Below are 25,834 nucleotides of genomic sequence, written 5' to 3'. Positions count from 1 at the left end.
CCCTTAAAGAAGCGCTTGCTGAATGTGTGATTTGATCACATCTAATGCAATTTGATTTTTTCCACCCTGCGTTACCACTACGTCGGCAGTAAAGCGGCTAGGCTCTATAAACTGGTGATACATTGGCTTAACAGTCTCTTCGTACTGTTTTGCTACAGACTCTATCGATCTACCGCGCTCTTTTAAATCGCGCATCATTCTTCGCATTAGGCAAATATCGAGGGGAGTATCGATAAATATTTTCACATCGTATAACGGCAGCAAATCGGTGCGTGCTAACAACATGATGCCTTCAAGTATAATAACCGGCGCAGGGTTTAAGCGCTCTGTTTCAGGCAAACGAGTATGCGTTTTATAACAATAATGTGGATAGTCTATGGGCTGACCTTCTCTTAACGCCTGTAAATGAGCTTTTAGAAGCTCATGCTCAAATGCATTGGGATGGTCGTAGTTGTTTTGCTCTCTCTGCTCCATGGGCAGATGATCTTGCGCGCGATAGTAATGGTCTTCGCGCAAAACCTGGACAGGACGGCCTTGTGCGCTGAATCCGTTAAATAAATTTTTTGTAAAAAGAGACTTTCCAGAGCCTGAAGCTCCAGAAATGGCAATAATTAATGGCGATTGCATAGTACTAAAAAGCTGATTTTGTTGGTGCAAAGATACGCGCTTAGCCCTCGCGAATCAATGATATATTCACGCAGCCTAGTATTTTGGATCGGTCTTTGCTAGGTCTTTTCTTGAAGTTCACCGATATTTCAAGGTATTGCAGGCCATTCATTAAAACATGAAGACGTTATCCAATTGGTCAATATTATTCATATACAGCGGGTTGTTGTTTAAATTTAAAGCAAACTGTCTAGACCAACCCCCTAGTTACCAATTATTTCTATGTCAGCTAACGCGATTTTGGGTAAAGCATAAGAATGCTGTTTTGACCGAGACCCTTCACCTTGCGCCCTTGGTGGATAGTAGGTTTCTTTTTCCGTCGGGTAGTTGGCAAATACTTCATCAAGTGCTGCGCGAATTTCGCTGAGGGTTTTATCTAAATTAGCATTGAAGTCCGGCCTTTTCCGTTTGGTATGGCCTAACTCAATAAGGCGACCAAAACTTTTATTCGCCAGTGCGACCAACTCATTGGGTACGTCTTTGTGCGGAGGTAATTGCACTCCATGATTCTCGATGCAGAACTTCACTAACGCGGTGTAGAAGCATAGTGGTTTGTTCTGCAACGTCACAGCATTATCGGTGACGCCGTTTGATATGGTTTTATCTTGCAAGTTGATAATAAGCTTTGGGGTAGGGGGTAGTAATGCCTCTGCTCGTTGCGCCATTTGCTTTGCAGTGGTTCTGGTGTTAATCGCAAACATTGGCATTATAAGTAGTGACGCAATCAAAGCGGTCCAACTAAAACCAAGTGCGCTAGAAATAGGTTTGCTTACTATCTCTATATCTATGCGCTGTTCGGCATTTCTCAAAACAGTTGTATAACTTTTTGGAAAGCTGAGTGTTGATATTTCCTCACTTTTAAATTCTTCACCCTGAATAGACTTAACTAAAACAGGGTAGCCTTGGGTAGATAACTCCGCATTCAACGATGTAGTGTATTGCCATATTGCGTAGCTATTTACTGGCGTTTGCAGAGTTTGATTACCCACATCTAAAAAAGCGCTGTCTAAACTAATTCTTCGTTCAACCTTATCAATAGCGCCATGAAGCGTGCTTTGATATGAAACAAACTGTCCTGCAAAAGCTATGCACTGCAATAAAAAAAGCAGCGTCAATCCACTCATAACAATTCGTCGCTTAGATTTAAATGACAGTTTATTTGAAATGTTCATCGGCAGCCTTCCTCAAGAACAATATTCTTATAGTAGGGACGTGGATGTGCCATAGCAATATCATGGATGACTGACTGCATTGCGCAAAACAGGTCGGTGTTTTGAGTTTGCATCTTTAAATACCAACGCATTCCGCTTACCTGCTGTAATAATGGTGCGGTATAATTTTTTGACAGAATTTCTTCATCGTCTTTTGCCCAATAAGAGGAAATGATATCAACCTCACCAGCGAGCAGGGCACGCCTCAGTTCTTGATGTGAGCTGTAATATACAATGTTCACATTAGTATCACTTAACCCAAGCCGCTTTAATACTGTTTTAGGCACTATGTGCCCAGAGCGGCTGCTAGGGTAGTCGAGCAAGCCAATTCGCTTTCCCAATAAATATTCTTTTTCTAGTTTAGGCTTTTCTCGTAATGAGATAAAAAATGCCCCGTAATCTGGGTGAGATGCGATAGGCGTTAAGCCGTAGATATCGTTTGCTGCAAAGGCGTCTACTACGTTTCGTTTAACTAATGCTAAATCAACCACGCCATGATTGATATAACGAAAGGTGTCATAGTCACTCTGACCTATTATTACCTTTACCTCTCCATATTGTCGTTTTATGACATTATTGTTACAGATTTTTTCGCTAGCAAGCTGCGCGATTCTGCTGTCTGTAACATATACTGAAAATCGGTCGGCATTGGCTGAAAACCCGCCATTGCAGGTTAAATGTTGACCTGTTTGTGGTGGTATGTCAGAAAAGTTCCGTAAATTTGAAAAATAATTAATCGAGACGCAGCAGACTGCAGCGAATACTAACAACCACCATTTTAGTAAAGAAACAATTCGAAGAGTTGTCAAAAAACGACCAATAAAGTTAATAATCGAAAGTAGTATTTCAACAGCTAAGATTATTTATTGCAATAGGTAAGTTTATTTTATTGCTCTATCTGCATGATTTTTATCTTTTTGTTGTGGGTTAATCTGATTTTTGTTAAACGCTGTTTATTAGTCGCGGGTGTGACAAGAATAGCGATGTAAATTGCGAGTAGGAAACAATAATAACAATAAGTAATTTAACTTGACCGCTTGGTCAGCTTAGATAGGCGTAGCTGTTCACGATATATGAATTCTGCGTAAACAAAAACGCAATTTTGTAATAAAAATGACACGAAGCTCGAAGACAATTTACCCAAATCTTGTCCAAAACACAGGGCGAGCGATAAGTTGTCTGTAACATCTAATTAGAAAAACATTCTAAACAAAAGGGAAACACACATGAACTTTAAAGCAAAACTCAGCCGCGTTGCGATCGCTGTTGCTGTTTCTGCTGGCTTAGCTGGAACAGCTATTGCCCAAGAAACATCATCAGGTATTCGCGGTACTATTGTTACGGAATCTGGTGCAATCGTTGATGGTGCTACGATAACTATTACCGACCAACGCACAGGACAAACTCGTACCTACGAGTCTGAGAGCAACGGTGCTTTCAGCGCTCGCGGCCTTCGCGTTGGTGGTCCTTACACAATAAATGTAACTGACAGCAGTGGTTCTCGTACTGTTGAAGATGTTTATCTGTCACTTGGTGAATCATCATCTATCGATATTTCGTTGCAGCCCACAGATGTAGAGCGAATTGTGGTAAGCGGTTATGCAGGTGGTGTTATAACAGAAACAAATGGACCGTCGGCAAACTTTGGATTTGAAGATTTACAAACGCAGCCGAACGTAGACCGAGATATCAAAGACGTTATTGCTACCGATCCACGTATCTCAATCGATCCGACTAATGCAAACGCGATCGGATGTGCTGGTGTAAACAACCGTTTCAACAGCTTAACGGTTGATGGTGTTAAGCAGAATGATAACTTCGGTCTCAACGCAAACGGGTACCCAACAGAACGCCTTCCTTTCCCATTTGACGCTATCGATCAAGTTGCTGTTGAGCTTGCGCCATTTAACGTCCAGTATGGTGGATTCACAGGTTGTAATATCAATGCGGTAACGCGTTCTGGTACTAACGAAGTACACGGAAGCGTATTCTTTGACTACACCAATGACTCATTGCAAGGCGACTCGGTCGATGGTGACGATTTTGTTGTTCCAGCGTTTAACGAGCGTCGCTATGGTGCGACTATCGGTTTCCCAATAATCAAAGATAAGTTGTTTTTCTTTGGTGCCTTTGAAAAGCACGAGCCAGTAGAAATTATTGAGTTTGGACCAGAAGGTGCCCCTGTCCTTAATGAGATTGAAGGGTTAACACAAGACGTTGTTGACCGCGTAGCTGGAATTGCGAATGACGTATACGGTTACCAAGTTGGTGATGTACTTAGTTCGCTTGACCTTAAAGAAGAAAAAATACTCGCTAAGCTTGATTGGGAAATCAACAATGACCACCGTGCACAGATCACTTACCAAAATACAGAAGGCTTTACACTAAGTACTTCTGGATTGGGTAATGACAGCTTTGCATTTTCAGACCGTTTCTATCAGCGCGCAAATGAGTTGACAACCTACGGTGTTCAGATTTTCTCTGACTGGTCTTCAAAACTTTCAACCCAATTTCGTGTGAACCGAGCAGAAGTAGTTAACGGCCAGACTCCTCAGACTACGCAGCCTGATTTTGGCTCTGTAACTATTTTCGACGTCGTACCAAACGTTGATTTTAATATTGGTGCTGACCAATTCCGCCAAGCTAATCAGCTTAACTATGATACTGACAACTACGTGTTCATCGCTAATTATTTTGAGGGCGATCACGAAATCATGGCAGGTGTTGAGTATGAGAGTGTCTCGGTATTTAACTTATTCGTGCCAGGCAGCCAAGGGATTTTTGAATTTGATTCTTTAGAAGACTTTGAGAACCAACAGGCTAGCCGAATTGAATACAACATTCCTCCGTCACTAGATGTTAATGACGGTGCAGCCGAATTTGAGTTCAATACATTTACTGCTTACATGCAAGACCGCTGGATGGTAAATGCAGACCTTACCCTAACATTTGGTCTTCGTTATGACCGTTGGGATTCTGACAGCGACCCTGTTGCAAACAGCCGTTTCGAGCAGCGCTATGGCTTTTCTAATGCACAAGGTCCAGACTTTGACCTCGTTCAGCCTCGCTTGGGTTTCAACTACATTGTTGATGATGAAACGTTTATTTATGGTGGAGCGGGCTTATTCGCGGGCGGAAATCCAAATGTGTGGTTGTCAAACAACTACTCAAACAATGGCGTGTCTATTCGTGGTTCAGAGTTTGAAGGGGATGCTACAGACCCTCGAGTATTAGCAGCATTAGATGGTACTAACACCGCCAATTTTGGTTTCGAAGTACCTGCGCTATCGACTGACGAAGAGTTCTTTGTTGGTGGAGACGGTGCAGTTAATGCTATGGCGCCAGGTTTTGAAGTGCCTGCGCTGTGGAAATATAACATTGGTATCCAAAAAGAAGTTCAATACGGTGTAATCTTGGCCGCTGATATTATTTATACGCGTGAAGATAACCCGGCTATGTCAGTACCGCTGAACGTGCGTAACATTGGTACTGCACCAGATGGTCGCCCAGTTTACCAAGACTTCGATGCATTGGATGCTGACTGTCAAGCTGATCCACTTAGCTCAGATTGTGGTCGTTCAGGTACAGATTATTTGCTAACCAATAACCCTGATGAGGGTGATGGCTGGGTTTATACCTTTACAGCGCAGAAGACCTTCGAAAACGGGTTTGACGTTAACTTTGGCTACTCTCATCAAGACATTGAGCAAGGTAGTCCAATGAACAGCTCAACCGCAAGTTCAAACTTTGGTAACCTTTCGGTTCGTGACCTAGGGCAACCAGCTGTTGCGACAAGTAACTACCAGGTTGAACATCGCTTTACGTTAAACCTTAGTTATGCGCATGAGTTTATCGACGGCTATCCAACGCGTGTGAATCTTTTCGCGACTCGCCGCAGCGGTCAAGTGTTTAGCTACACATTCGATGGAGACCCAGGTTTTGGTGATGAGCGTTTCTTTGAAGATAGAAACCTTCTTTATGTACCACTTGAGAATGATCCTATCGTCAATTACGCGCCTGAGTTTGACCAAGCAGCCTTTAACGACTTTATTGCCGATGCTGGTCTGAACGGTTCGCGCGGCACAATTGTCGATAGAAATGCTCAAGACTCAGATTGGGTTTCTAGGGTTGACCTTCGTATATCTCAGGACATTCCTGGCTTTATGGAAGGACACACAGGAGAAATATTCTTTGTTGTAAGAAACCTAGGAAATCTTCTCAACGACGAGTGGGGCACGCTTAGACAAGTTCCATTTGAATATAACGAACCTGTTGTAGACGCGTCTTTTGCTGACGGGGTATATACCTTCGAAAACTTCGATGGGCCTCGCGGCCAACGAGTTGATACACCAGCATCAACTTGGTCTGCTCGTGTAGGTATTAATTACCGCTTCTAATATCGATAGTTTTAAAACTACGTAAAATCTTTGTAGTGTTAAATGCCACTTGCCTTTACGGGCAGTGGCATTTTTTTTGATCTAATCATTCACCTTGGACGAAAGAAAAAGACTCTATTTTCTGGAAATCAATGCAAGGAGGTCAAATGTCAAAGTCTATTCTTATGGTAATGACATCACACGAAATCATGGGCAATACGGGTAACAAAACCGGTATGTGGTTGGAAGAGTTTGCCTCTCCCTACTATACATTCAAAGACCAGGGCTACTCCATTACACTTGCATCACCTATGGGTGGTCAGGTACCTATCGACCCCAATAGTCTCTCCGACGACGCCATGACCGACGATGCTATTCGCTACACAAAAGACGATATTGCCCGAAGTGCAATCGCGTCTACAATTCCGTTAGAAGATGTGAGAGCAGAAGAATTCGATGCGGTATTTTACCCAGGCGGACATGGCCCATTATGGGATTTGTCGGACAACACTCATTCAATTAAATTAATTGAAGATACTATTGCTGCGAATAAGCCTGTTGGTGCGGTGTGTCATGCGCCAATTGTACTTAAAGACGTGAAGATGCCTGATGGTAGCTTTCTTGTTGCAGGTAAGGCAGTAACAGGTTTCACAAACAGTGAAGAAGCTGCAATGCAGTTAACTGATGTGGTGCCTTATTTAGTGGAAGACGAGCTGCGAAATAAAGGCGGTAAATTTGAAGCTGCAGACGATTTTGCAGTGAAGGTATGTACCGACGGGTTACTGGTAACGGGTCAGAATCCACCGTCATCACGACCTGCCGCAGATGCCTTAATTAAGTTGCTGTCATAGAGTGCTTCGTTGCACTACACCGATGGTGTGAATACATGATAACGTGAACTAAAACGCAAAAAGCCGCCAATGGCCTCACTTCATAGTGAATGTCTATCGGCGGCTCTTTTACAGGCTGTGACGTTTATTGTTTGGCGCTACTTAGTAAGATTGTCTCAGTTAGAGACTGTCTTTATTAAACGTTGTCTTAGTTAAACACTGTCTTTATTAAACACTGTATTAGTCAAACGTTGTCGAATAACTCTTCCACACGAATTCGCAATTCTTCAATTTTTTGAACATCCGCAGGCGCGATAAAGATAGTATCGTCACCAGCAATGGTGCCCAGTACGCCATCTTTTTTACTCAACGAGTCTAGTAGCCTGGCAATAAGTTGTGCTGCGCCTGGGCTGGTTCTAATAATGACCATTACATTGTTGTGTACTACATCAAGCACAAGCTGTTTTAACGGGCTTTTGGCAGTGGGCATTCCAAGCTCTGGTGGTAGGCAGTAAACCATGTCTCCACGAGCGTTACGAGTGCGTACAGCGCCAAACTTACTGAGCATTCTTGATATTTTCGACTGACTAATATTGTCGAAGTTTTGCGCCTTTAAGGCATCTACTATTTCACCTTGTGAACCGTAGCTCTCAGCTTTAAGTATTTCTTTGAAAGCTTTAATCAGTTGTTCTTGTTTTGTGTTAGCCATTAAGCGCTCTTTTTTGTCTCATTAGTTGTTTTAACCAGTAGGGTATGGCCAAAACAACTGAATTCAGTTTTTGTTCGCATATTGTGCCCCACAGGTGGACTTTAGGCAATTTGTTTGCATAATCATCCATGATAATGAATATTGACAAAAAATCGCTGTTTATGGCGTCAATAAGACGATCCGGTGATTGAGTTTTCCCCCGCGTTGCATTAGTGTGACGTTCCGTTTAAATACGTGAGTAATCCCATAGGAGAAATGGTATGAAAGTAGCCGTGTTAGGTGCTGCAGGTGGTATCGGTCAAGCGCTGTCGTTGTTGTTAAAAACACAATTGCCAGCAGGTTCAGATTTAGCGCTTTATGACGTTGCGCCAGTTGTTCCTGGTGTTGCAGTTGATTTAAGCCACATCCCCACTGCGGTTAAAGTAACCGGTCACGGTAAAGATGACCTAGCTGGTGCACTAACTGGATCAGACGTTGTTCTTATTCCAGCTGGTATGCCGCGTAAGCCGGGTATGGATCGTTCTGATCTATTCAACATCAACGCTGGAATCGTTAAAAACCTTATTGAAGGTGTTGCTGATAACTGTCCAGACGCGTGTGTTGGAATCATCACCAACCCAGTTAATACTACAGTTGCTATCGCAGCTGAAACGCTTAAAGCAAAAGGCGTTTACAACAAAAACAAACTTTTCGGTGTAACTACGCTAGACGTAATCCGCGCCGAAACTTTTGTTGCTGAGCTTAAAGGTGTAGACGTATCTTCTGTGCACGTGCCGGTAATCGGTGGTCACTCTGGTACAACTATTCTTCCTCTTCTTTCACAAGTTGAAGGTGTTGAGTTTACCGACGAAGAAGTGGCTAGCCTAACGACTCGTATCCAAAATGCGGGTACTGAAGTTGTTGAAGCAAAAGCGGGCGGCGGCTCTGCAACCCTTTCTATGGGTCAAGCAGCAGCTCGTTTCTGCCTATCTCTAGTTGCAGCAATGCAAGGCGAGAACGTTGTTGAGTACACTTATGTACAAACAGACGACAGCGATGACGCAGCATTCTTCGCTCACCCAGTTCGCTTAAGTGCAAACGGTGTTGAAGAAATCTTGCCATACGGCGAGCTAAGCGCATTTGAAGAAAAAGCGAAAAACGACATGCTTGAAGGCCTACGTGGCGACATCAAGCTAGGCGTAGATTTCGTAAACGGCTAGGGGTGAAATCACTGGTAGGCTTGTAAACGCAGGCCCGCCGTGAATACATCCTTGTAGGCTTCGCCACCGCATCCCTGCGGTGGAGAGCCTGCTCATTACAAGCCCACCAGTTTAAGCATTCCCCGCATAGCATCCATTTACTGCGTTTGAGTATAAGAACAGACAGTCTGTTACGACCTTACGTATCCAGCCTTTTTGTTACATCTTGTAGGCTTCGCCGCCGCACTCATGCACGGGCTCTTGAAAGAGTAAAAGCCTGCTTGTTACAAGCCTTCCAGTTTAAGCATTCCCCGCATAGCATCGATTCACTGCGTTTTAAAAGTAAGCGATCAATATAGGCCGTCTTCCCCAGATTTAGCTACTCCGTAAAATAGCCTCCGTAGATTTTACTAACGGAGACTTTACTGATGGCAACAAAAACTTCGGCTGTGAAGCACGGTTAGATATAGAACGCATCTCCTTAAACGAAGATAGCCTCAAACACTAAACGAATCACAACGGTCTATATTGATCGCTTACTTTTAAAATAAGTAAATGCAGTCTGTTACGACCTTACGTATCCAGCCTTTTTGTTACATCCAGTAGGCTTCGCCACCTTATTGATTTTTAATTCTGTACAGTTTTATTTCGCCCGAGCCTACTGGGTAACCTTTATGTAGGGCATAGGTATAGCCGTGTATCATGCCTTCAGCTTTAACAAATAAAAGAATGTTTGAGGCGAAGGTAGTGTGTGAGGCTTCAATCTCGATCACTTTACCGTTTATACTGACGTTGTCTGGCGAAAAATGAGTTTGAGTTTCCTGAAATGTATTAGTGCCTTTGCTATATACACTTAATGTTCCCTGTTTATGCTCGTTTAATTGGAGTAATGCCAGCTCTGGCTCATCTAAATACTGCATCACGCCAACCCATGTACCGTAGGGGTGCTCTACTAAACTCTTCTCAGCGTCCAGAATGATATGCTTACGATTCTCAACAAATTTACGGGGAGTGGATTTTGCTTCTTGTTTTACAAGCCGATAGGTTCGAGATAAATAACTATCATCCCCTTTATAGCTAGATTCTAAAACCGAAAAACCGATCCCTAAATAAGGAGATAGGGTGAGAGTTCGCGTTACGTTGTCTTCAATAATAGTGTTGATTGTGCACCGGTTTTCTATGCACTTTATATCGCTGTTGGTGAAGGTTGTACGTCGAACTTTTTTCAAACCACCCGGAATGACTATTTCATAGAAGTAGTGTTCATCACTGTCAGTTATTTCAAGCAGTCTGAAGGTTAATTCATCATCAGCAATGCCTTCCCATAACCCTGGTGACATTTCCATAGTTTTAGCGTTGCCGATATTACTTAGCGACAACGACGCAATAAATAGTGTTAGTAGAATAATGCGCATTTTTAATCCTTTAAAAAAGAGGAGACGGCTTTCAAGGTTGTCAGGCTCGTACTGCCAATAGGAGTAATACCAGTTTTCTTTAATAATTCAAATAAAAAAGCCCGTGCTGTTAATCCAGTACGGGCCTTTCGAATAATGAGGTCGTCAATCGGTTAACTGACCGCTCATCAAATTAACGTTATTTATATTAACCAGTATTACGCATACCAATGGCAATACCTGCAATTGTCACCATCATGGCGCGTTCTAAGCTGGTATTTTGCGACTCGTCACCTGCTTTTCTAATGCGGTCAAGCAATTCAATTTGCAGATAGTGAAGAGGCTGCAAGTACGCTGCACGAATTTCCATCGACTCTTTGCCTTGAGGGTCATTAGTCATAATGTCTTTTTCGCCAGTAATTGCGAGTAAAGAAGAAATGCTTTCTTTTAGCTCAGTACGTAGGGCTTCACCGAAGTGTTTAAGCTCTTTTGGCACTAGGCGCTCGTCATACGCCTCACTAATGCGTGGGTCGGCTTTGTGGAACACCATATCAAGCATGGATAAGCGCGAACGGTAGAATGGCCACTCACTGAACATCTCGTTGACGACTTTTTCATTCTCAGGCGTTTTTACGCTATCGATTGCACGCATAACGCCAAGCCAGCTAGGCAGTACTAAGCGGGTTTGTGCCCATGCAAATATCCACGGAATAGCGCGTAAGCTCTCAATACCGCCTTGTGGTTTACGTTTCGCAGGGCGGCTACCTAGTGGTAACTTACCAAGCTCTTGCTCTGGCGTTGCAACGCGAAAGTAAGGAACAAATTCTTCATCGTGACGTACAGTGGCGCGATAGTTGTCGCGGCCCTGACCTGCCATAGTAGTGATAAGCTCGCGCCATTCTTCTTTTGGTGCTGGAGGCGGGAACAACATAGCTTCTATAATAGCGCTGGCGTAAATACCTAAGCTGCGCTTAGCAAGAGTTGGCATGCCGAACTTATAGCGAATGGTTTCGCCTTGCTCCGTTACGCGGAAACCGCCTTCAAGTGAACCAGGAGGCTGCGAGTAAATAGCGGCGTGAGCCGGTAAGCCACCTCGACCAATAGTGCCGCCACGACCGTGGAATAGCGTAAGCGATACATCAAATTCTTCGGCAATAGCAACAAGCGCTTCTTGAGACTGATACTGTGCCCATCCCGCGGCGAGTGCTCCGGCGTCCTTTGCCGAATCAGAGTAACCAATCATCACAAACTGACGACCCTTCACGTATCCGCGATACCAGTCAATAGACAGTAGTTTGCGCATTACATCAGGTGAATTATTTAAGTCGTCTAATGTTTCAAATAGTGGAGCCACTGGCATTGGCCAGCTTACGCCGCTTTCTTGAAGTAGTAATTGCACGGCAAGCACGTCAGACGGCTCGCTCGCCATTGAGATAATATAAATACCAAAACCATGCTTACTGTGCTTAGCAATAACTTTACAGGTTTCAAGTACTTCTTTAACGTCGTCAGATGCATCCCACTGTGCTGGGAATAGCGGGCGTTTCGAGCCAAGTTCTCTCAATAAGAAAGCTTGTTTATCGGCTTCACTCCACTGGGCATAGTCGCCTAGTCCAAGATAGCGAGTTAGCTCACTAAATACGTCTGAATGACGTTCGGAGTCTTGGCGAACGTCAAGACGCAGCAAATGGATACCAAATACACGAGCACGGCGAATGGTATCTAGTAATAAGCCGTTAGCCACTACTTGCATGCCACAGTCAATCAATGACTGGTGACAAAGCATCAGTACGTCAATTAACTCGTCATCGCTTTCTACCCACTCTGAAGTATCTGGGTTTTTACCAGCTAAATAGTCATCAATACCATCGCGTGTTTTAATAAAGCGAGATACCAATGGACGAAGCAGCGCACGATATGGCTCGTTAGCATCGCCAACTTTTGCGCGAAGCTCATCGTTACAGTCGTACATTGACAGCTCAACCTGTAAGCGGTCTAAATCGATAGCAAATAATTTTGCTGCTCGCTTTCTCGCTAACAACAATACCTGCTCAGTGACTTTTGAAGTAACGAATGGGTTACCATCGCGGTCTCCACCCATCCAAGAACTGAACTGAACTGGAGAAGCGTCAAGTGGTAACGCAACACTGTAATCTTTAGTAAGACGATCGCTTAACTCGCGAAGGAAGTCTGGCACCGCTTCCCATAGTGAATTTTCGATAACCGAGAAGCCCCAGCGAGCTTCGTCTACAGGTGTTGGGCGTACCGAGCGAATTTCTTCGGTATGCCAGGCTTGTGCAATCAAATCGGCGATACGAGTTTCTACTTTAGCGCGATCGACATCGTTGAGTGATTCTTGGTGAACGGCCTGTAGGCAATCAGCTAATTCTTTATGCTTATGTATCAGGGTTCTTCGAGTGACTTCAGTAGGGTGAGCAGTTAAAACAAGATCGATATTGAGTTTGCCTACAGCTTCTTGCACTTTTTCAGTGGTGAGCTCAGCTTTATCAAGGTGCTCAAAAAGAGCGTCCATCGACGCATCAACATTCATTGCTGCGTTATATTCTTGCTCAGCAATATTGCCTAAATTCAAAAATTGCGCGAAGGCACGGCCGACGGTAAGTAAATCGTCATCGGTCATGGTTTTGAAAGTTTCTTTCAGTTCTTCGCTACATTTTCCGTCGCCTTGATACGAGGCTCTGCCGTCGATTCGTATTTTTTCAATACGATCAAGCCATTCTTGACCCAACTGATTTTTAATAGTTTCGCCAAGTGTCTTTCCAAGATATCGAACGGTATCTTTTAGTTCAGCATCGTGATGAGTTTGCATGCTATCCTCCTAAATATATGGTTCTAACCATACTGCGTCCTTTGCAACTTGTCTAACCTCTTTCGGTTATAATTTACAACATTTTGATACTTTTACAGCCTTATTAACAATGCTGAAGGCAAGATAAATTATGGTGTGGTACACTCTCGCACCGGAAAATGCAGAAAAATTCTCGCAGTATGCGAGTTGTTTAAAATTCGTACTGCATTTGTAATTTAATTTCAGGAGTTATTGTGACTGATACTTTCAATACAGTAGAAACCCAAGCGAGTTACGGCATTGGTTACCAAATGGGCCAACAACTACAATCTAACCCTTTTGACGGTTTAGCAATTGATGCAGTTGTTGCTGGCTTAAAAGATGCGTTTGCGGCTTCTGCACCTCAAGTTGACAACGATACACTTCGCGATGCGTTCGGTGAAATACACAACCGTATGCAAGCGGCTAAAGAAGAAGCTAGCAAGGCTGTAATAGAAGCAGGCACTAAGTTTCTTGAAGACAACGCTAAGCGCGATGAAGTTAACGTTACCGAGTCTGGTCTTCAATACGAAGTTGTTGCTGAGGGCGAAGGTGAGTCACCAGTTGCAGCAAGTACAGTGCGTGTTCATTACCACGGTACACTCATTGACGGCGCAACATTTGACAGCTCTTATGAGCGTGGTCAACCTGCGGAATTCCCAGTAGGTGGCGTAATTAAAGGTTGGACTGAAGCACTTCAAATGATGAAGGTTGGTTCAAAGTGGCGTTTATACGTTCCTCACGACCTTGCCTATGGTGAGCAAGGCGCGGGCGCAGCCATCGCTCCTTACAGCACACTTATTTTTGATGTTGAACTTCTTGATATCCTTGGCTAATTAAACGCCATCAATTGCAAAAGTAAGCGCAGCATCTTGTTGCGCTTTTTCATTCCTAGAGTTTATAACCAGTAATTCCACTCTCATTTTCCTTTACTAAAAACCCCGTATTCAACCAACCCCAATATGCGTTATGCTTTAAAACATGCAAGATACATCTGCTCCGAGTTGTTAAACGCAGTCACAGCATTACAATAGCGCCACGCTTAAATAAGGAAAATTATTATGGTTATCAAGCCTAAAGTGAGAGGCTTCATTTGTACAAATGCACATCCAGAGGGGTGTTTGGCATCGGTGGAAGAGCAAATTGCCTACGTGGAAGGCCAAGGTGATTTGGGAGAAGGGCCCAAAAACGTACTCGTTATTGGTAGCTCAACCGGTTATGGTCTCGCGTCTAGAATAACATCCGCTTTTGGCTATGGCGCTAAAACCTTAGGTGTGTGCTTTGAAAAAGCGCCTACTGAACGTAAAACGGGAACCGCGGGCTGGTATAACACTGCCGCATTCCATCGTAAGGCTGAAGCAAAAGGATTATTTGCAGATACGATTAATGGTGACGCTTTTTCAGACGAGATAAAGCAACAAACTATTGAAAAGATCAAAGCGGGGATGGGCAAGGTTGATTTGGTAATTTACAGCCTGGCATCGCCACGTAGAACCGACCCAGATACTGGCGTAACGTATAAGTCTACACTGAAGCCCGTCGGTCAGGCATACACAACAAAAACTTACGATACTGACAAAGACAAGGTACATGAAGTTGCGTTAGAGCCGGCTAACGATGAAGAAATCTTGCACACTATTAAAGTAATGGGCGGTGAAGATTGGGAACGTTGGATGGATTTTCTGCGCGATGCAGATGTGTTATCAGAAGGCTGTAAAACCACTGCTTACACCTACATTGGCAAAGAATTGACTTGGCCTATTTATGGGCAAGCCACTATCGGAAAAGCCAAAGAAGACTTAGACAGAGCTGCTGCAGCCATTATTGGCAAAAACAGCGACTTGTTTGTTCAAGCGAATGTAAGCTCGTTAAAAGCGCTGGTAACACAAGCGAGTTCGGCAATACCTGTCATGCCTCTTTATATCTCACTCATATACAAGGTAATGAAAGAAGAGGGCACGCACGAAGGATGTATTGAGCAAATTCATGGATTATTTACACAGTGTTTGTTTGGCGATAGTCCAACGCTGGATGAGGCCAATCGCTACCGCATGGATGGTAAAGAAACCAATGATGCCACTCAAGCGAAAATAAAGGCGCTTTGGGACCAAGTTACACAAGAAAATTTTCACGCGGTAAGTGATTATGAAGGTTACCACCATGAGTTTTTGAAGTTATTCGGGTTTGATATTGAATCGGTCGATTATGAAAAAGACGTCGATCCAAAGGTAGAATGGTAGTCTACTTTTAATGCGTTATACTATGCGATAAGCCGCTGCTGAAAGCGGCTTTTTTATATTGTTTTTTACTGCCATTTACATCGCATAAATCAGTAAATAGGTGATACAGACCATTGGTTTACATTAAATTGTCGAAAATTTTGCCTTTATCTGTGATTTGCGTGGCACAAACGTGTTGGTTAATGCTAAAATCCCGAAATTAAGTGGGGGGCCGTTTTAATCCTCGCTAAAACAACAGTCTCATATTTGGCATCAGTATAGTAAAAACAACGGTTTCCGATGAGATTGTCCAAGAAAGATAGGGTGAAAAGCCCGCATTAGGAATGAATCACCACGGTTTCGTTTTCGCAAGTCGTGAAAAGTTCGGCAAGTTCCGTCAATCAAGAATAAAAGGTGTTTAACACCTGTTACTAGTACGCTTTTGCATGCTGACAGGCAGGATTACTGCGGTTATGCAAAAGGGTATTTCTATTAGAGTAGTGCAATTACATATGATTAAAATCAAGAAAGGTCTCGACCTCCCAATTGAGGGAGCGCCAAAGCAGGAGATTGCTGATGCATCTGCTGCAACGCGCGTTGCCATTCTGGGAGAAGAATATGTGGGTATGCGCCCTACCATGCACGTCCAAGTTGGCGATGTAGTGAAGAAAGGTCAGGTTCTTTTTGAAGATAAAAAGAACCCAGGCGTTAAATTCACTGCACCGTTAGCGGGTGAAGTGGTAGAGGTTAATCGTGGTGCAAAACGGGTACTTCAGTCTGTAGTGATTAAAGCTAACGGTAGCGATGCTGTTAAATTTGATACGCTAACAGCTGACCAAATCTCAAGTGCTTCACGAGAGCAGCTCCAATCAATCCTCGTAGAATCTGGCATGTGGACAGCGCTTCGCACGCGTCCATTTAGCAAATCGCCTGCGTTAGATTCTGTACCAAACTCAATTTTCGTCACAGCAATGGATACTAATCCACTTGCAGCCGATCCGGCTGTGATTATTGCTGAGCGCCAAGAAGACTTTGCAAATGGTCTGAAGGCGTTAACGCAATTGAGCGGTGGAAAGACTTACGTCTGTAAGGCGCCAGGTACATCGGTAGCAACCGGTGATGCCGCGGTAGACGTAGAAGAGTTCGGTGGTCCACACCCAGCTGGTCTTCCAGGTACGCACATCCATTATTTAGATTCTGCTGGCATGAACAAAACTGTTTGGCACGTAAATTACCAAGACGTAATCGCCATTGGCGCATTGCTGACAACAGGTGAATTAGACAGCAGACGTGTAGTTTCATTAGCCGGTCCTGCAGCTAAAAATCCACGCCTTGTTCGCACAACGGTGGGAGCTGATTTAGCAGAATTAACAAAAAATGAACTTGTAGACGGTGACGTACGCGTTGTGTCTGGCTCTGTACTTAACGGTACAACAGCACAGGGTGTTCACGGCTTCTTAGGTCGTTTCCACACACAAGTATCAGCATTAAAAGAAGGTCACGAGAAAAAGTTCTTTGGTTGGATTACTCCAGGCTCAGACAAACACTCAGTGACACGCGCATACCTAGGTCACCTAGGTGGTAGCAAGAAATTTGATATGACAACAACTACCAATGGTTCTGAACGTTCTATGGTTCCAATTGGTAATTATGAACGCGTTATGCCCCTAGATATCATTCCTACGCTTTTGCTTAGGGACCTGATTTCTGGAGATACTGACAGTGCTCAGACATTGGGTTGCTTAGAGTTGGACGAAGAAGATTTGGCATTGTGTACTTATGTATGCCCTGGCAAATATAATTATGCTCCTATTTTACGCGACTGTTTGGCCACGATAGAGAAAGAGGGTTAAGTCATGGGTTTAAAAGCGTATTTAGAAAAAATCGAACCGAACTTCGAGCCAGGTGGTAAGCATGAAAAGTGGTATGCGCTTTACGAAGCTGCGGCTACCATCTTTTACACGCCGGGCAAAGTAAACAAAGCAAATACTCACGTGCGCGATAGTATCGATCTTAAGCGCATCATGATCATGGTATGGATGGCAACATTCCCAGCTATGTTCTTTGGTATGTACAACATTGGTTTCCAAGCACAAGATGCAATTGCAGCGGGTGCTGGTACATTACCTGATACATGGCAAGCGGGCCTTTTCACTGCGCTTGGCGGTGATTTGTCAAATGCTGGCGTACTAGGCATGTTCTTCTACGGCGCATGTTTCTGGTTACCTATTTATGCCACTACTTTTATTGTAGGTGGTTTTTGGGAAGTGCTATTCGCATCTGTACGTAAGCATGAAGTTAACGAAGGTTTCTTTGTAACCTCTGTGCTCTTTGCTCTTACACTTCCAGCCACTATTCCATTATGGCAGGTAGCTCTAGGTATTACTTTTGGTGTTGTTATCGCCAAAGAAGTATTCGGCGGAACAGGCCGTAACTTCCTTAACCCAGCACTATCAGGTCGTGCTTTCTTGTACTTTGCTTATCCTGCACAAATCTCAGGTGACCAAGTATGGGTAGCAGCAGACGGATATTCTGGTGCTACTTCTTTAAGCCAAGCAGCATCTGGCAAACTTGATTACTCAAACATGGACCACTGGATGAATAGCTTCATCGGTACCATTTCAGGTTCTGCGGGTGAGGTATCTACCTTAGCCATTATTCTTGGTGGTTTATTCATCATGTATATGGGTATTGCAAGCTGGCGCATCGTTGCAGGTGTAGGCTTAGGTGTGGCGTTCTTCGCAACACTACTTAATGTTATTGGCAGCGACACAAATATGATGTTTGCTATGCCAGCATACTGGCACTTCGTTGTGGGTGGTCTTGCATTCGGCATGTTCTTTATGGCGACAGATCCAGTATCTGCAGCGTTTACAAATCAAGGTAAGTGGGCTTACGGCTTCTTTATCGGGTTCATGACCGTGTTAATACGCGTATTGAACCCAGCCTTCCCTGAAGGTGTGATGCTAGCGATTCTATTTGCTAACTTGTGGGCACCACTGTTCGACTATTTTGTCGCACAAAGCAATATCAAGCGGAGGGTAGCACGTGTCGGCTAAGAAAGAATCTTTAGGCAAAACGTTTGGTATTGTTGTTGCCGTATGTTTAGTGTGTTCAATTGTTGTATCTGGCGCGGCCGTAGGCCTGCGCTCGTTACAGCAAACAAACGCCGCTCTAGATAAAAAGAGCAACATCCTAAATGCTGCAGGCCTTTACGATATGGGCATGAGCAACAGCGAAATTGAAAGTACGTATTCTGAACGTGTTGAGTCGCGCTTTGTGAACTTAGACAGTGGACAGTTTGTTGAAGCACCAAAGCCAGATTACGATATGTATAAGGCTGCAAAAGAAACTGAGTACAGCACAAAAGTGACGAATAGTAACGTTGGATTCCAACGTCGTCCTGACGTTGCCAGTGTTTACTTGGTGCGTGATGCACAAGGTGAAGTATCTCGCATCATCTTGCCTGTTCACGGCAGCGGTCTATGGGATCTTATGTATGGTTTCTTAGCATTAGATGCAGACGGAAAAACCGTTCGCGAGCTAATCTACTACCAGCAAAAAGAAACACCAGGGCTTGGCGGTGAGGTTCAAAATCCATCGTGGCAGGAAAAATGGGACGGCAAAGAAATATACGAAAATGGCGAAGTTGCTATTCGTGTAGTTAAAAATGCGAACCCAAGCAATCCTCACACAATTGATGCGCTTTCAGGTGCAACCCTTACTAGTAACGGTGTTGAAAATACAATTCGTTACTGGGTAGGCGAGCAAGGCTTCGGCCAGTTCCTGAAGAACCAAGCATGGCGTTCATAAGGGAAGTCTCATGGCAGATACTAAAGAAATGAAAAAGGCCCTCTTTGGGCCGATATTGGACAACAACCCGATCGCCCTTCAGGTATTAGGGGTATGTTCAGCACTGGCAATTACCACCAAGCTAGAAACGGCGTTGGTAATGTCATTGGCGCTTACAAGCGTTGTAGCGTTCTCTAACTTGTTTATCTCACTAATACGTAATCAGATACCGTCGAGCGTGCGAATTATCATTCAGATGACAATTATTGCGTCTTTGGTAATCGTTGTTGACCAAATATTGAAAGCGTATTCCTATGAAATATCGAAGCAACTGTCGGTATTCGTTGGCCTCATTATTACAAACTGTATTGTAATGGGCCGTGCGGAAGCTTACGCAATGAAGAGCCCACCTCTTATGAGTTTCCTTGACGGTATTGGTAACGGTTTAGGATATTCTTTCGTCCTTGTTGTTATCGGTACAATTAAAGAACTGTTCGGGTTCGGTACTATTCTTGGTTTTGAGATCCTTCCACTTGTACAAAATGGTGGTTGGTATCAGGGTAACGGGCTATTAATACTGCCATTCAGTTCATTCTTCTTAATCGGCGGTATGATTTGGTTTATCCGTACCATCCGTCCAGAGCAAGTAGAGCCTAAGGAGTAAGTCGTGGAACATTATTTGTCGTTATTTGTTCGCTCAATTTTTGTTGAGAACATGGCGTTATCACTTTTCTTAGGTATGTGTACCTTCTTGGCGGTATCTAAGAAAGTAAAAACTGCAATGGGTCTTGGTGTTGCGGTAATTGTTGTTCTTGGTATTTCAGTACCTGTGAACCAAATAATTTACGTAAACATACTTGCTCCTGGTGCGCTAGCTTGGGCAGGTTTCCCAGAAGCAGACTTAAGTTTTCTTAACTTTCTTACGTTCATCGGTGTAATCGCTGCATTGGTTCAAATTCTAGAAATGAGTTTGGACAAGTTCTTCCCAGCGCTATACAACGCACTTGGTATATTCTTGCCGTTGATCACCGTTAACTGCGCAATCTTTGGTGGTGTTGCATTTGCGGTTCAACGCGAATATAACTTGAGCGAAAGTGTGGTTTACGGCGTAGGAAGTGGTATCGGTTGGGCAATTGCCATTGTGCTGTTGGCCGCTGTACGCGAAAAGCTGAAATATGCCGATATGCCTGATGGTATTCGTGGTCTTGGATCTGTATTCATGATTGCGGGCCTAATGGCGCTTGGCTTCCAGTCATTCACTGGTATTCAGCTTTAATCGAGCTCGGGAGCATTTAAATGAATAACGTAGAAATTTATCTAGGCGTCGCCATGTTCATTGCCATTGTATTGGCACTAGTATTCATCATCATGTTTGCCAAGTCGAAGTTGGTACCTAGTGGTGACGTGACTATTACGATTAATGGCGATCCAGACAAAGCAATCAAAACTGAGCCAGGCGGTAAGTTACTTGGCGCACTGGCAGATGCAGGGTACTTCGTATCTTCAGCATGTGGTGGCGGTGGCTCTTGTGGTCAGTGCCGTGTAGATGTGCACTCAGGCGGCGGTGAGATATTGCCTACTGAGCTAGATCACATCACTAAAGGCGAAGCACGCGAAGGCTGTCGTCTTTCATGTCAGGTAGCTATTAAGCAAGACATGGAGATTGAGCTAGAAGAATCTGTATTTGGTGTTAAAAAATGGGATTGTGAAGTTATCTCTAACGATAACAAAGCAACCTTCATCAAAGAACTTAAGCTTAAAATTCCTAACGGCGAAAGTGTACCTTTCCGTGCGGGTGGTTATATTCAAATCGAAGCACCAGCTCACCATGTTAAGTACAAGGATTTTGATATCCCTGAAGAGTATCGCGGTGACTGGGAGCGATTTGGCTTCTTTGACATTGAGTCTAAAGTTGACGAAGAGACAATTCGTGCTTACTCCATGGCCAATTACCCAGAGGAAGAAGGCATTATTATGTTGAACGTGCGTATTGCTACGCCGCCGCCTAATAATCTAAGCCTGCCTGCTGGTAAAATGTCATCGTACATTTGGAGTCTTAAAGAAGGTGACAAAGCAACGATTTCTGGTCCATTTGGTGAATTCTTTGCGAAAGACACTGATAACGAAATGGTATTCGTTGGTGGTGGTGCCGGTATGGCTCCAATGCGTTCGCACATCTTCGACCAATTACGTCGTTTAAAATCTTCACGTAAGATGAGCTTCTGGTACGGTGCACGTTCACTTCGTGAAATGTTCTACACAGAAGATTTCGACGAGTTAGCGGCTGAAAATGAGAATTTTGAGTGGCACGTGGCACTTTCAGATCCACAGCCTGAAGACAACTGGGAAGGTGAGACTGGATTCATTCACCAAGTGTTACTTGAGAGATATCTCAAAGACCACCCAGCGCCAGAAGACTGTGAGTTCTACATGTGTGGGCCACCTATGATGAACGCTGCCGTTATCAACATGCTTAAAGATTTAGGTGTTGAAGACGAGAACATCATGCTAGATGACTTCGGTGGTTAATCTACGCAATTAAGTTGTAAAAAAGGGGCGTAAGCCCCTTTTTTGTTTGTGCTAAAGATAAAGTAAGGAACATAGTGTGATTCGATTTTTTGTTCGAATTCTTTTAGCGGTTATAGCCATCAGCATGGTCATGCTTGCAAGCTGCAGTGATGACAGTCGTCCTGTTGTGCATTTGCAAGGGCAAACCATGGGCACAACTTATAACGTTAAATATATAGCGGCGGACGGAAAAGCAGTAGAGGGCCTTCAGTCACAGATTGATGCACGCTTGGTGGATGTAAACAAAATGATGTCTACATACGATCCTACTTCTGAATTGTCTCGCTTTAATCAATATCGCTACACTGACAATTTTTCTGTGTCTGGTGATACTTTATTGGTTGTAAATGAAGCCTTGCGTTTGGCGAAACTTAGCGGCGGCGTATTAGACGTGACTGTCGGACCGCTCGTAAACTTATGGGGGTTTGGACCCACAAAACGCCCAGAAAAGGCACCTAGCGAAGACGATATCAATGATATTCGCGATTATGTAGGCTATGAAAAGCTAGTAAGTACCCCTAGCGGACTTAAAAAGCGTCATCCTATGCTGTATGTCGACCTATCTACCATTGCTAAAGGCTTTGGTGTTGACGAAGTAGCAGAAATACTTGAGCACTATAATATTGAAAACTATCTCGTGGAGATAGGCGGCGAAATGCGGGTTAAAGGCTTGCGAGGTGACGGAAGTGAATGGTTAATTGCTATTGAAAAGCCTGTCACCACCGAGCGAGCGATACAGAAAGTTGTATCTATTGGCACAAATGCTGTCGCTACTTCAGGTGATTATAGAAATTACTATGAAGAAGACGGGAAAAGATACTCTCATCTTATTGACCCCACTTCAGGTTACCCAATTTCCCATAACTTAGTGTCTGTCACTGTTGTGCATCCCTCATCAATGACGGCTGATGGCCTTGCCACGGCATTTAATGTAATGGGGTGGGAACAGGCTATTGAAATTGCCGAAAGAGAAAACCTGGCGGTATTTCTCATTCGTCGCACAGAAGATAGTTTTGAGGAGTATGCGTCGCCAGAATTTGATAAACTAGTGACAGTTCACAATTAAGAGGTAGTTATGTCTACATTTATTCTCGCATTTGGTTTCTTTTTAACAATGGTTGCTGCTATGGCCATAGGTTACCTTGTGCAGCGAAAAACTATTTCAGGAAGCTGTGGTGGACTAGGCGCGATTGGAATTGAAAAAGCGTGCGACTGCCCAGAGCCTTGTGATCGCAAAAAATCACGTATGGAAAAAGAAGAAGCGCGTCAGAAAAAATTGAACGAATGGAAGCAAAACCAAATTTTATAGGCAAAGACGCCCTCAAACATCTTTTGCTTTATACACAAAGCCGTTAGTTATCTACTAGCGGCTTTTTTCTGCAAGCTGCAGGGCACGTCTTACTGGATTAAGTCATCGCTAGTCGCTACTATACTGTCTAAATGTACAGTTTGGTATTAGCATACACTTATAAGCATCCTAGTACCGCAATGCGAGTTTGAATGCGAAAAATCATCCACGTTGATATGGATTGTTTTTATGCCGCAGTGGAAATGCGGGATAATCCTGCGCTTAAGAATATCCCCATTGCTATCGGCGGGAGTTCCGACCGAAGAGGCGTTATTTCTACCTGCAACTATCCGGCGAGAAAATATGGCGTACGTAGCGCAATGGCTACCGCTTATGCCATGAAACTGTGCCCAAATCTTACCTTAGTGAAAGGACGCATGGATGCTTATGCTAGTGAATCTCAAAAAATCCGAAAAATTTTCGCCGACTATACCGACCTTATTGAACCCTTGTCATTAGACGAGGCATATCTTGATGTTACTAACAGCCAGTTTTGTGGCGGCAGCGCTACCTTAATAGCCGAGGAAATACGGGCAAGAATTCAAAGCGAACTTGGCCTTACGGCATCTGCGGGTGTCGCACCCTGTAAATTTGTGGCAAAGGTTGCAAGCGATGAAAACAAACCAGACGGTATTTGTGTCATCACGCCGGATGAGTTAGATGAGTTCGTTCGCAACATGCCGCTTAAAAAAATACCCGGAGTGGGCAAAGTCACCATGCAAAAGCTCGCTCGTATGGGGCTTAATACCTGTAATGATGTGCGCCAATACCCATTCGAGCGTATTCAAAAAGAGCTCGGTAAATTTGGCAGCGTGTTGTGGGAACGTGCTCATGGCATAGACGAGCGAGAGCTTTCTGTATCGCGAGAAAGAAAGTCGATAGGGGTAGAGCGCACGTTAAGTGATGATATTCAAACCCTTGAGCAATGCAATGCGTTCCTACCATCGTTACTGGAAAAGCTACGTGACAGAATGGAAAATCATAAAAAACGCACAGGCAAACCTGTTCGATTGAGAACCCAAGGTGTAAAGCTTAAATTTAATGACTTCCAACTGACCACGGTAGAGCACCGTCATGGAACTCTCGATGAGGATTACTTTACTACTTTAATGAAGGAAGCTTTTGAGCGTGCTAAAGGCCGAGGTATACGTTTAGTAGGTATTCACATTGGCTTAGCGGCGGAACAGTCAACTCAACAACTAGCGTTTGCTTTTGAAGACGAGACGCAAATAAAAACTTAAAAGGAGTATCTGGTGGATACACAACTATTGATTGCGCCAGGGCGCTACAAACACTACAAGGGCCATTTGTACGACGTATATGAGGTGGCCACACATTCAGAAGATGAATCTAAGTTGGTCGTGTATAGGCCTTGCTATGGCGATCGTGAACTGTGGGTTCGTCCACTAGAGATGTTTACAGAGTCTGTAGAGTTAAATAATGAAACAGTACCTAGGTTTGCTTATATAGGAGATATTCCTGACGGTGAAAGCACGCTTTAATGCCAAGGGAAGGTTAAAGTGAACAGGTTTAACTATTTGAGGGTATAAGTTACATCGTAAAGTAGCGACTGAGGTAAATACGGCTCTAAACACGAAGCGCTTTACCCTACACGTCACTAGAACTCGTACAGAAAACTTAAGTGAAGAACTTAGGTGTAGAACTTAAGTACTAATAATGCCCAGAGGAACGCGTAATGAAAACAGCAAAGAAAAAACCGTTGATAGCGAAAGCTTTAATCGCTGCTACAGCGGTAGCGGCTATATCGTCAATTATCTCTCCGATCTCTTCGGCGTATGCCCAAGATCGCTTTGCCAATGTAGAGGTAAAAGCGACACCCATCAAAGGAGCCGTTCATATGCTAACGGGTATGGGTGGAAATATCGGCGTATCAGCCGGTGAGGATGGCGTGCTTATTATTGATGATCAGTTTGCTCCGCTTGCGGAAAAAATTGCAGCACAGCTTGGAGAGCTTGGCAGCGACAAACCTAAGTATGTGATAAACACCCATTATCACGGTGATCACACTGGCTCGAATGCCTTTTTCCATAGCCACAAGGGCGCCACGATATTTGCTCACGAAAACGTTCGTGTTCGTTTAGCTGGCGATGAAAATGTTAAGCCTGAAGCTCTGCCAGCAGTGACTTATGAAGACGGCATAAAGATATATTTTAATAACGAAACGCTACATGTCATGCACCTTCCTGTAGGGCACACCGATGGAGACAGTGTTGTTTGGTTCGAGCAGCCTAATGTTATGCATACAGGGGATCTGTTCTTCAACGGCATGTTCCCGTACATCGACCAAGGCGCTGGAGGAAATGTAGAGGGTTACATGGAGTCGGTTCAACATCTTTTGAATAAAATAGACGATGACACCATTATCATTCCGGGCCACGGAAAAGTGGGCTCAAAAGCCGAGTACGCCACCTTTCTTAATATGATCAGCGAAACCTTTGACTATGTTAAAGCCCTTAAGCAAGACGGAAAAACCTTAGATGATATCAAAAGCATGGGGCTTGAAGATAAGTGGGCACAGTGGAGTTGGAATTTTATCAACGAAGAAAAATGGATAAGCACGTTATATAACGATGCTTAATCTTTTAGGCTGTGCCGATACTATCTGTTGATGCCAGAATCATGTGTTTATGCTATGCATTTAACAACACGTAGCAACATGAACTGTAGCAATAAA

Annotated in this window: 22 protein-coding genes; 16 read left to right on the top strand and 6 right to left on the bottom strand. The window is 43.9% G+C overall.

Annotation, left to right across the window (positions count from 1 at the left end):
- Positions 1-3: 3 nt before the first annotated feature.
- From udk to BM528_RS15740, 3 genes are all read right to left on the bottom strand, one after another.
- Complete coding sequence (gene udk, locus BM528_RS15750; RefSeq protein ID WP_032095511.1) at positions 4-627, bottom strand: uridine kinase; 624 nt, start codon at positions 625-627, stop codon at positions 4-6.
- 242 nt (positions 628-869) lie between these two features.
- Positions 870-1,838: a hypothetical protein gene (locus BM528_RS15745; RefSeq protein WP_071980654.1), complete on the bottom strand. Its 969-nt coding sequence runs from the start codon at positions 1,836-1,838 to the stop codon at positions 870-872.
- Entirely contained in the window at positions 1,835-2,686 is an 852-nt protein-coding gene (locus BM528_RS15740; RefSeq protein ID WP_232230510.1) for a PhnD/SsuA/transferrin family substrate-binding protein, read from the bottom strand. The genes BM528_RS15745 and BM528_RS15740 overlap by 4 nt, the downstream gene beginning before the upstream one ends.
- Before the next feature lie 417 nt (positions 2,687-3,103).
- Here BM528_RS15740 and BM528_RS15735 point away from each other — a divergent pair, with 417 nt between their 5' ends.
- Positions 3,104-6,274 (top strand): TonB-dependent receptor, encoded by a 3,171-nt coding sequence (locus BM528_RS15735; protein WP_071980652.1) that lies wholly within the window; start codon positions 3,104-3,106, stop codon positions 6,272-6,274.
- Positions 6,275-6,420: 146 nt separating this feature from the next.
- Complete coding sequence (locus BM528_RS15730) at positions 6,421-7,104, top strand: type 1 glutamine amidotransferase domain-containing protein (RefSeq protein ID WP_071980651.1); 684 nt, start codon at positions 6,421-6,423, stop codon at positions 7,102-7,104.
- Between the two features lie 223 nt (positions 7,105-7,327).
- On the opposite strand, the gene argR is transcribed toward BM528_RS15730, so the two are convergent.
- Positions 7,328-7,792 (bottom strand): transcriptional regulator ArgR, encoded by a 465-nt coding sequence (gene argR / locus BM528_RS15725; RefSeq protein WP_071980650.1) that lies wholly within the window; start codon positions 7,790-7,792, stop codon positions 7,328-7,330.
- 260 nt (positions 7,793-8,052) lie between these two features.
- Between argR and mdh the strand changes: the two genes are divergently transcribed.
- Positions 8,053-8,991, top strand: a complete 939-nt coding sequence (gene mdh, locus BM528_RS15720) for a malate dehydrogenase (protein WP_071980649.1) — start codon at positions 8,053-8,055, stop codon at positions 8,989-8,991.
- Positions 8,992-9,587: 596 nt separating this feature from the next.
- On the opposite strand, the gene BM528_RS15715 is transcribed toward mdh, so the two are convergent.
- Together BM528_RS15715 and ppc are read right to left on the bottom strand one after the other, a co-directional pair.
- On the bottom strand, positions 9,588-10,385 hold the full coding sequence (locus BM528_RS15715) for a hypothetical protein (RefSeq protein WP_071980648.1): 798 nt from the start codon (positions 10,383-10,385) through the stop codon (positions 9,588-9,590).
- A gap of 187 nt (positions 10,386-10,572) precedes the next feature.
- Positions 10,573-13,194, bottom strand: coding sequence for a phosphoenolpyruvate carboxylase (gene ppc, locus BM528_RS15710; protein ID WP_071980647.1), 2,622 nt, complete (start codon positions 13,192-13,194; stop codon positions 10,573-10,575).
- A gap of 233 nt (positions 13,195-13,427) precedes the next feature.
- Between ppc and BM528_RS15705 the strand changes: the two genes are divergently transcribed.
- The 13 genes from BM528_RS15705 (at position 13,428) to BM528_RS15645 (ending at position 25,738) form a co-directional block, all read left to right on the top strand.
- Positions 13,428-14,048 (top strand): FKBP-type peptidyl-prolyl cis-trans isomerase, encoded by a 621-nt coding sequence (locus BM528_RS15705; protein ID WP_071980646.1) that lies wholly within the window; start codon positions 13,428-13,430, stop codon positions 14,046-14,048.
- Between the two features lie 225 nt (positions 14,049-14,273).
- Positions 14,274-15,452, top strand: coding sequence for an enoyl-ACP reductase FabV (gene fabV, locus BM528_RS15700; protein ID WP_071980645.1), 1,179 nt, complete (start codon positions 14,274-14,276; stop codon positions 15,450-15,452).
- A 491-nt stretch (positions 15,453-15,943) separates the two neighbouring features.
- Positions 15,944-17,284 (top strand): Na(+)-translocating NADH-quinone reductase subunit A, encoded by a 1,341-nt coding sequence (locus BM528_RS15695; RefSeq protein ID WP_071981359.1) that lies wholly within the window; start codon positions 15,944-15,946, stop codon positions 17,282-17,284.
- A gap of 3 nt (positions 17,285-17,287) precedes the next feature.
- The gene (locus BM528_RS15690; protein WP_071980644.1) at positions 17,288-18,490 is read left to right on the top strand and encodes an NADH:ubiquinone reductase (Na(+)-transporting) subunit B; all 1,203 of its coding nucleotides are present in this window, start codon (positions 17,288-17,290) and stop codon (positions 18,488-18,490) included.
- A complete protein-coding gene (locus tag BM528_RS15685; RefSeq protein WP_071980643.1) occupies positions 18,480-19,244 on the top strand; it encodes a Na(+)-translocating NADH-quinone reductase subunit C in 765 nt (254 codons plus the stop codon). The genes BM528_RS15690 and BM528_RS15685 overlap by 11 nt, the downstream gene beginning before the upstream one ends.
- A gap of 10 nt (positions 19,245-19,254) precedes the next feature.
- Positions 19,255-19,887: an NADH:ubiquinone reductase (Na(+)-transporting) subunit D gene (locus BM528_RS15680; RefSeq protein WP_071980642.1), complete on the top strand. Its 633-nt coding sequence runs from the start codon at positions 19,255-19,257 to the stop codon at positions 19,885-19,887.
- Between the two features lie 3 nt (positions 19,888-19,890).
- A complete protein-coding gene (gene nqrE / locus BM528_RS15675; protein ID WP_071980641.1) occupies positions 19,891-20,499 on the top strand; it encodes an NADH:ubiquinone reductase (Na(+)-transporting) subunit E in 609 nt (202 codons plus the stop codon).
- 20 nt (positions 20,500-20,519) lie between these two features.
- A complete protein-coding gene (gene nqrF / locus BM528_RS15670) occupies positions 20,520-21,752 on the top strand; it encodes an NADH:ubiquinone reductase (Na(+)-transporting) subunit F (protein ID WP_071980640.1) in 1,233 nt (410 codons plus the stop codon).
- Positions 21,753-21,828: 76 nt separating this feature from the next.
- Positions 21,829-22,857 carry an FAD:protein FMN transferase gene (locus tag BM528_RS15665; protein ID WP_071980639.1) on the top strand — a complete coding sequence of 343 codons (1,029 nt, stop codon included), beginning with the start codon at positions 21,829-21,831 and terminating at the stop codon, positions 22,855-22,857.
- Between the two features lie 9 nt (positions 22,858-22,866).
- A complete protein-coding gene (gene nqrM, locus BM528_RS15660) occupies positions 22,867-23,100 on the top strand; it encodes a (Na+)-NQR maturation NqrM (RefSeq protein ID WP_032095528.1) in 234 nt (77 codons plus the stop codon).
- Between the two features lie 191 nt (positions 23,101-23,291).
- Positions 23,292-24,380 carry a DNA polymerase IV gene (gene dinB, locus BM528_RS15655; protein ID WP_071980638.1) on the top strand — a complete coding sequence of 363 codons (1,089 nt, stop codon included), beginning with the start codon at positions 23,292-23,294 and terminating at the stop codon, positions 24,378-24,380.
- Positions 24,381-24,392: 12 nt separating this feature from the next.
- Positions 24,393-24,641: a DUF1653 domain-containing protein gene (locus BM528_RS15650; RefSeq protein WP_071980637.1), complete on the top strand. Its 249-nt coding sequence runs from the start codon at positions 24,393-24,395 to the stop codon at positions 24,639-24,641.
- Positions 24,642-24,835: 194 nt separating this feature from the next.
- Positions 24,836-25,738 (top strand): MBL fold metallo-hydrolase, encoded by a 903-nt coding sequence (locus BM528_RS15645; RefSeq protein WP_071980636.1) that lies wholly within the window; start codon positions 24,836-24,838, stop codon positions 25,736-25,738.
- The last annotated feature ends 96 nt before the right edge of the window (positions 25,739-25,834 follow it).

This window comes from Alteromonas sp. RW2A1, assembly GCF_001886475.1.
Lineage (GTDB): Bacteria > Pseudomonadota > Gammaproteobacteria > Enterobacterales > Alteromonadaceae > Alteromonas > Alteromonas hispanica.
The sequence above is the reverse complement of the archived record's forward strand: the minus strand, read 5'-3'. Positions and strand labels throughout refer to the sequence as shown.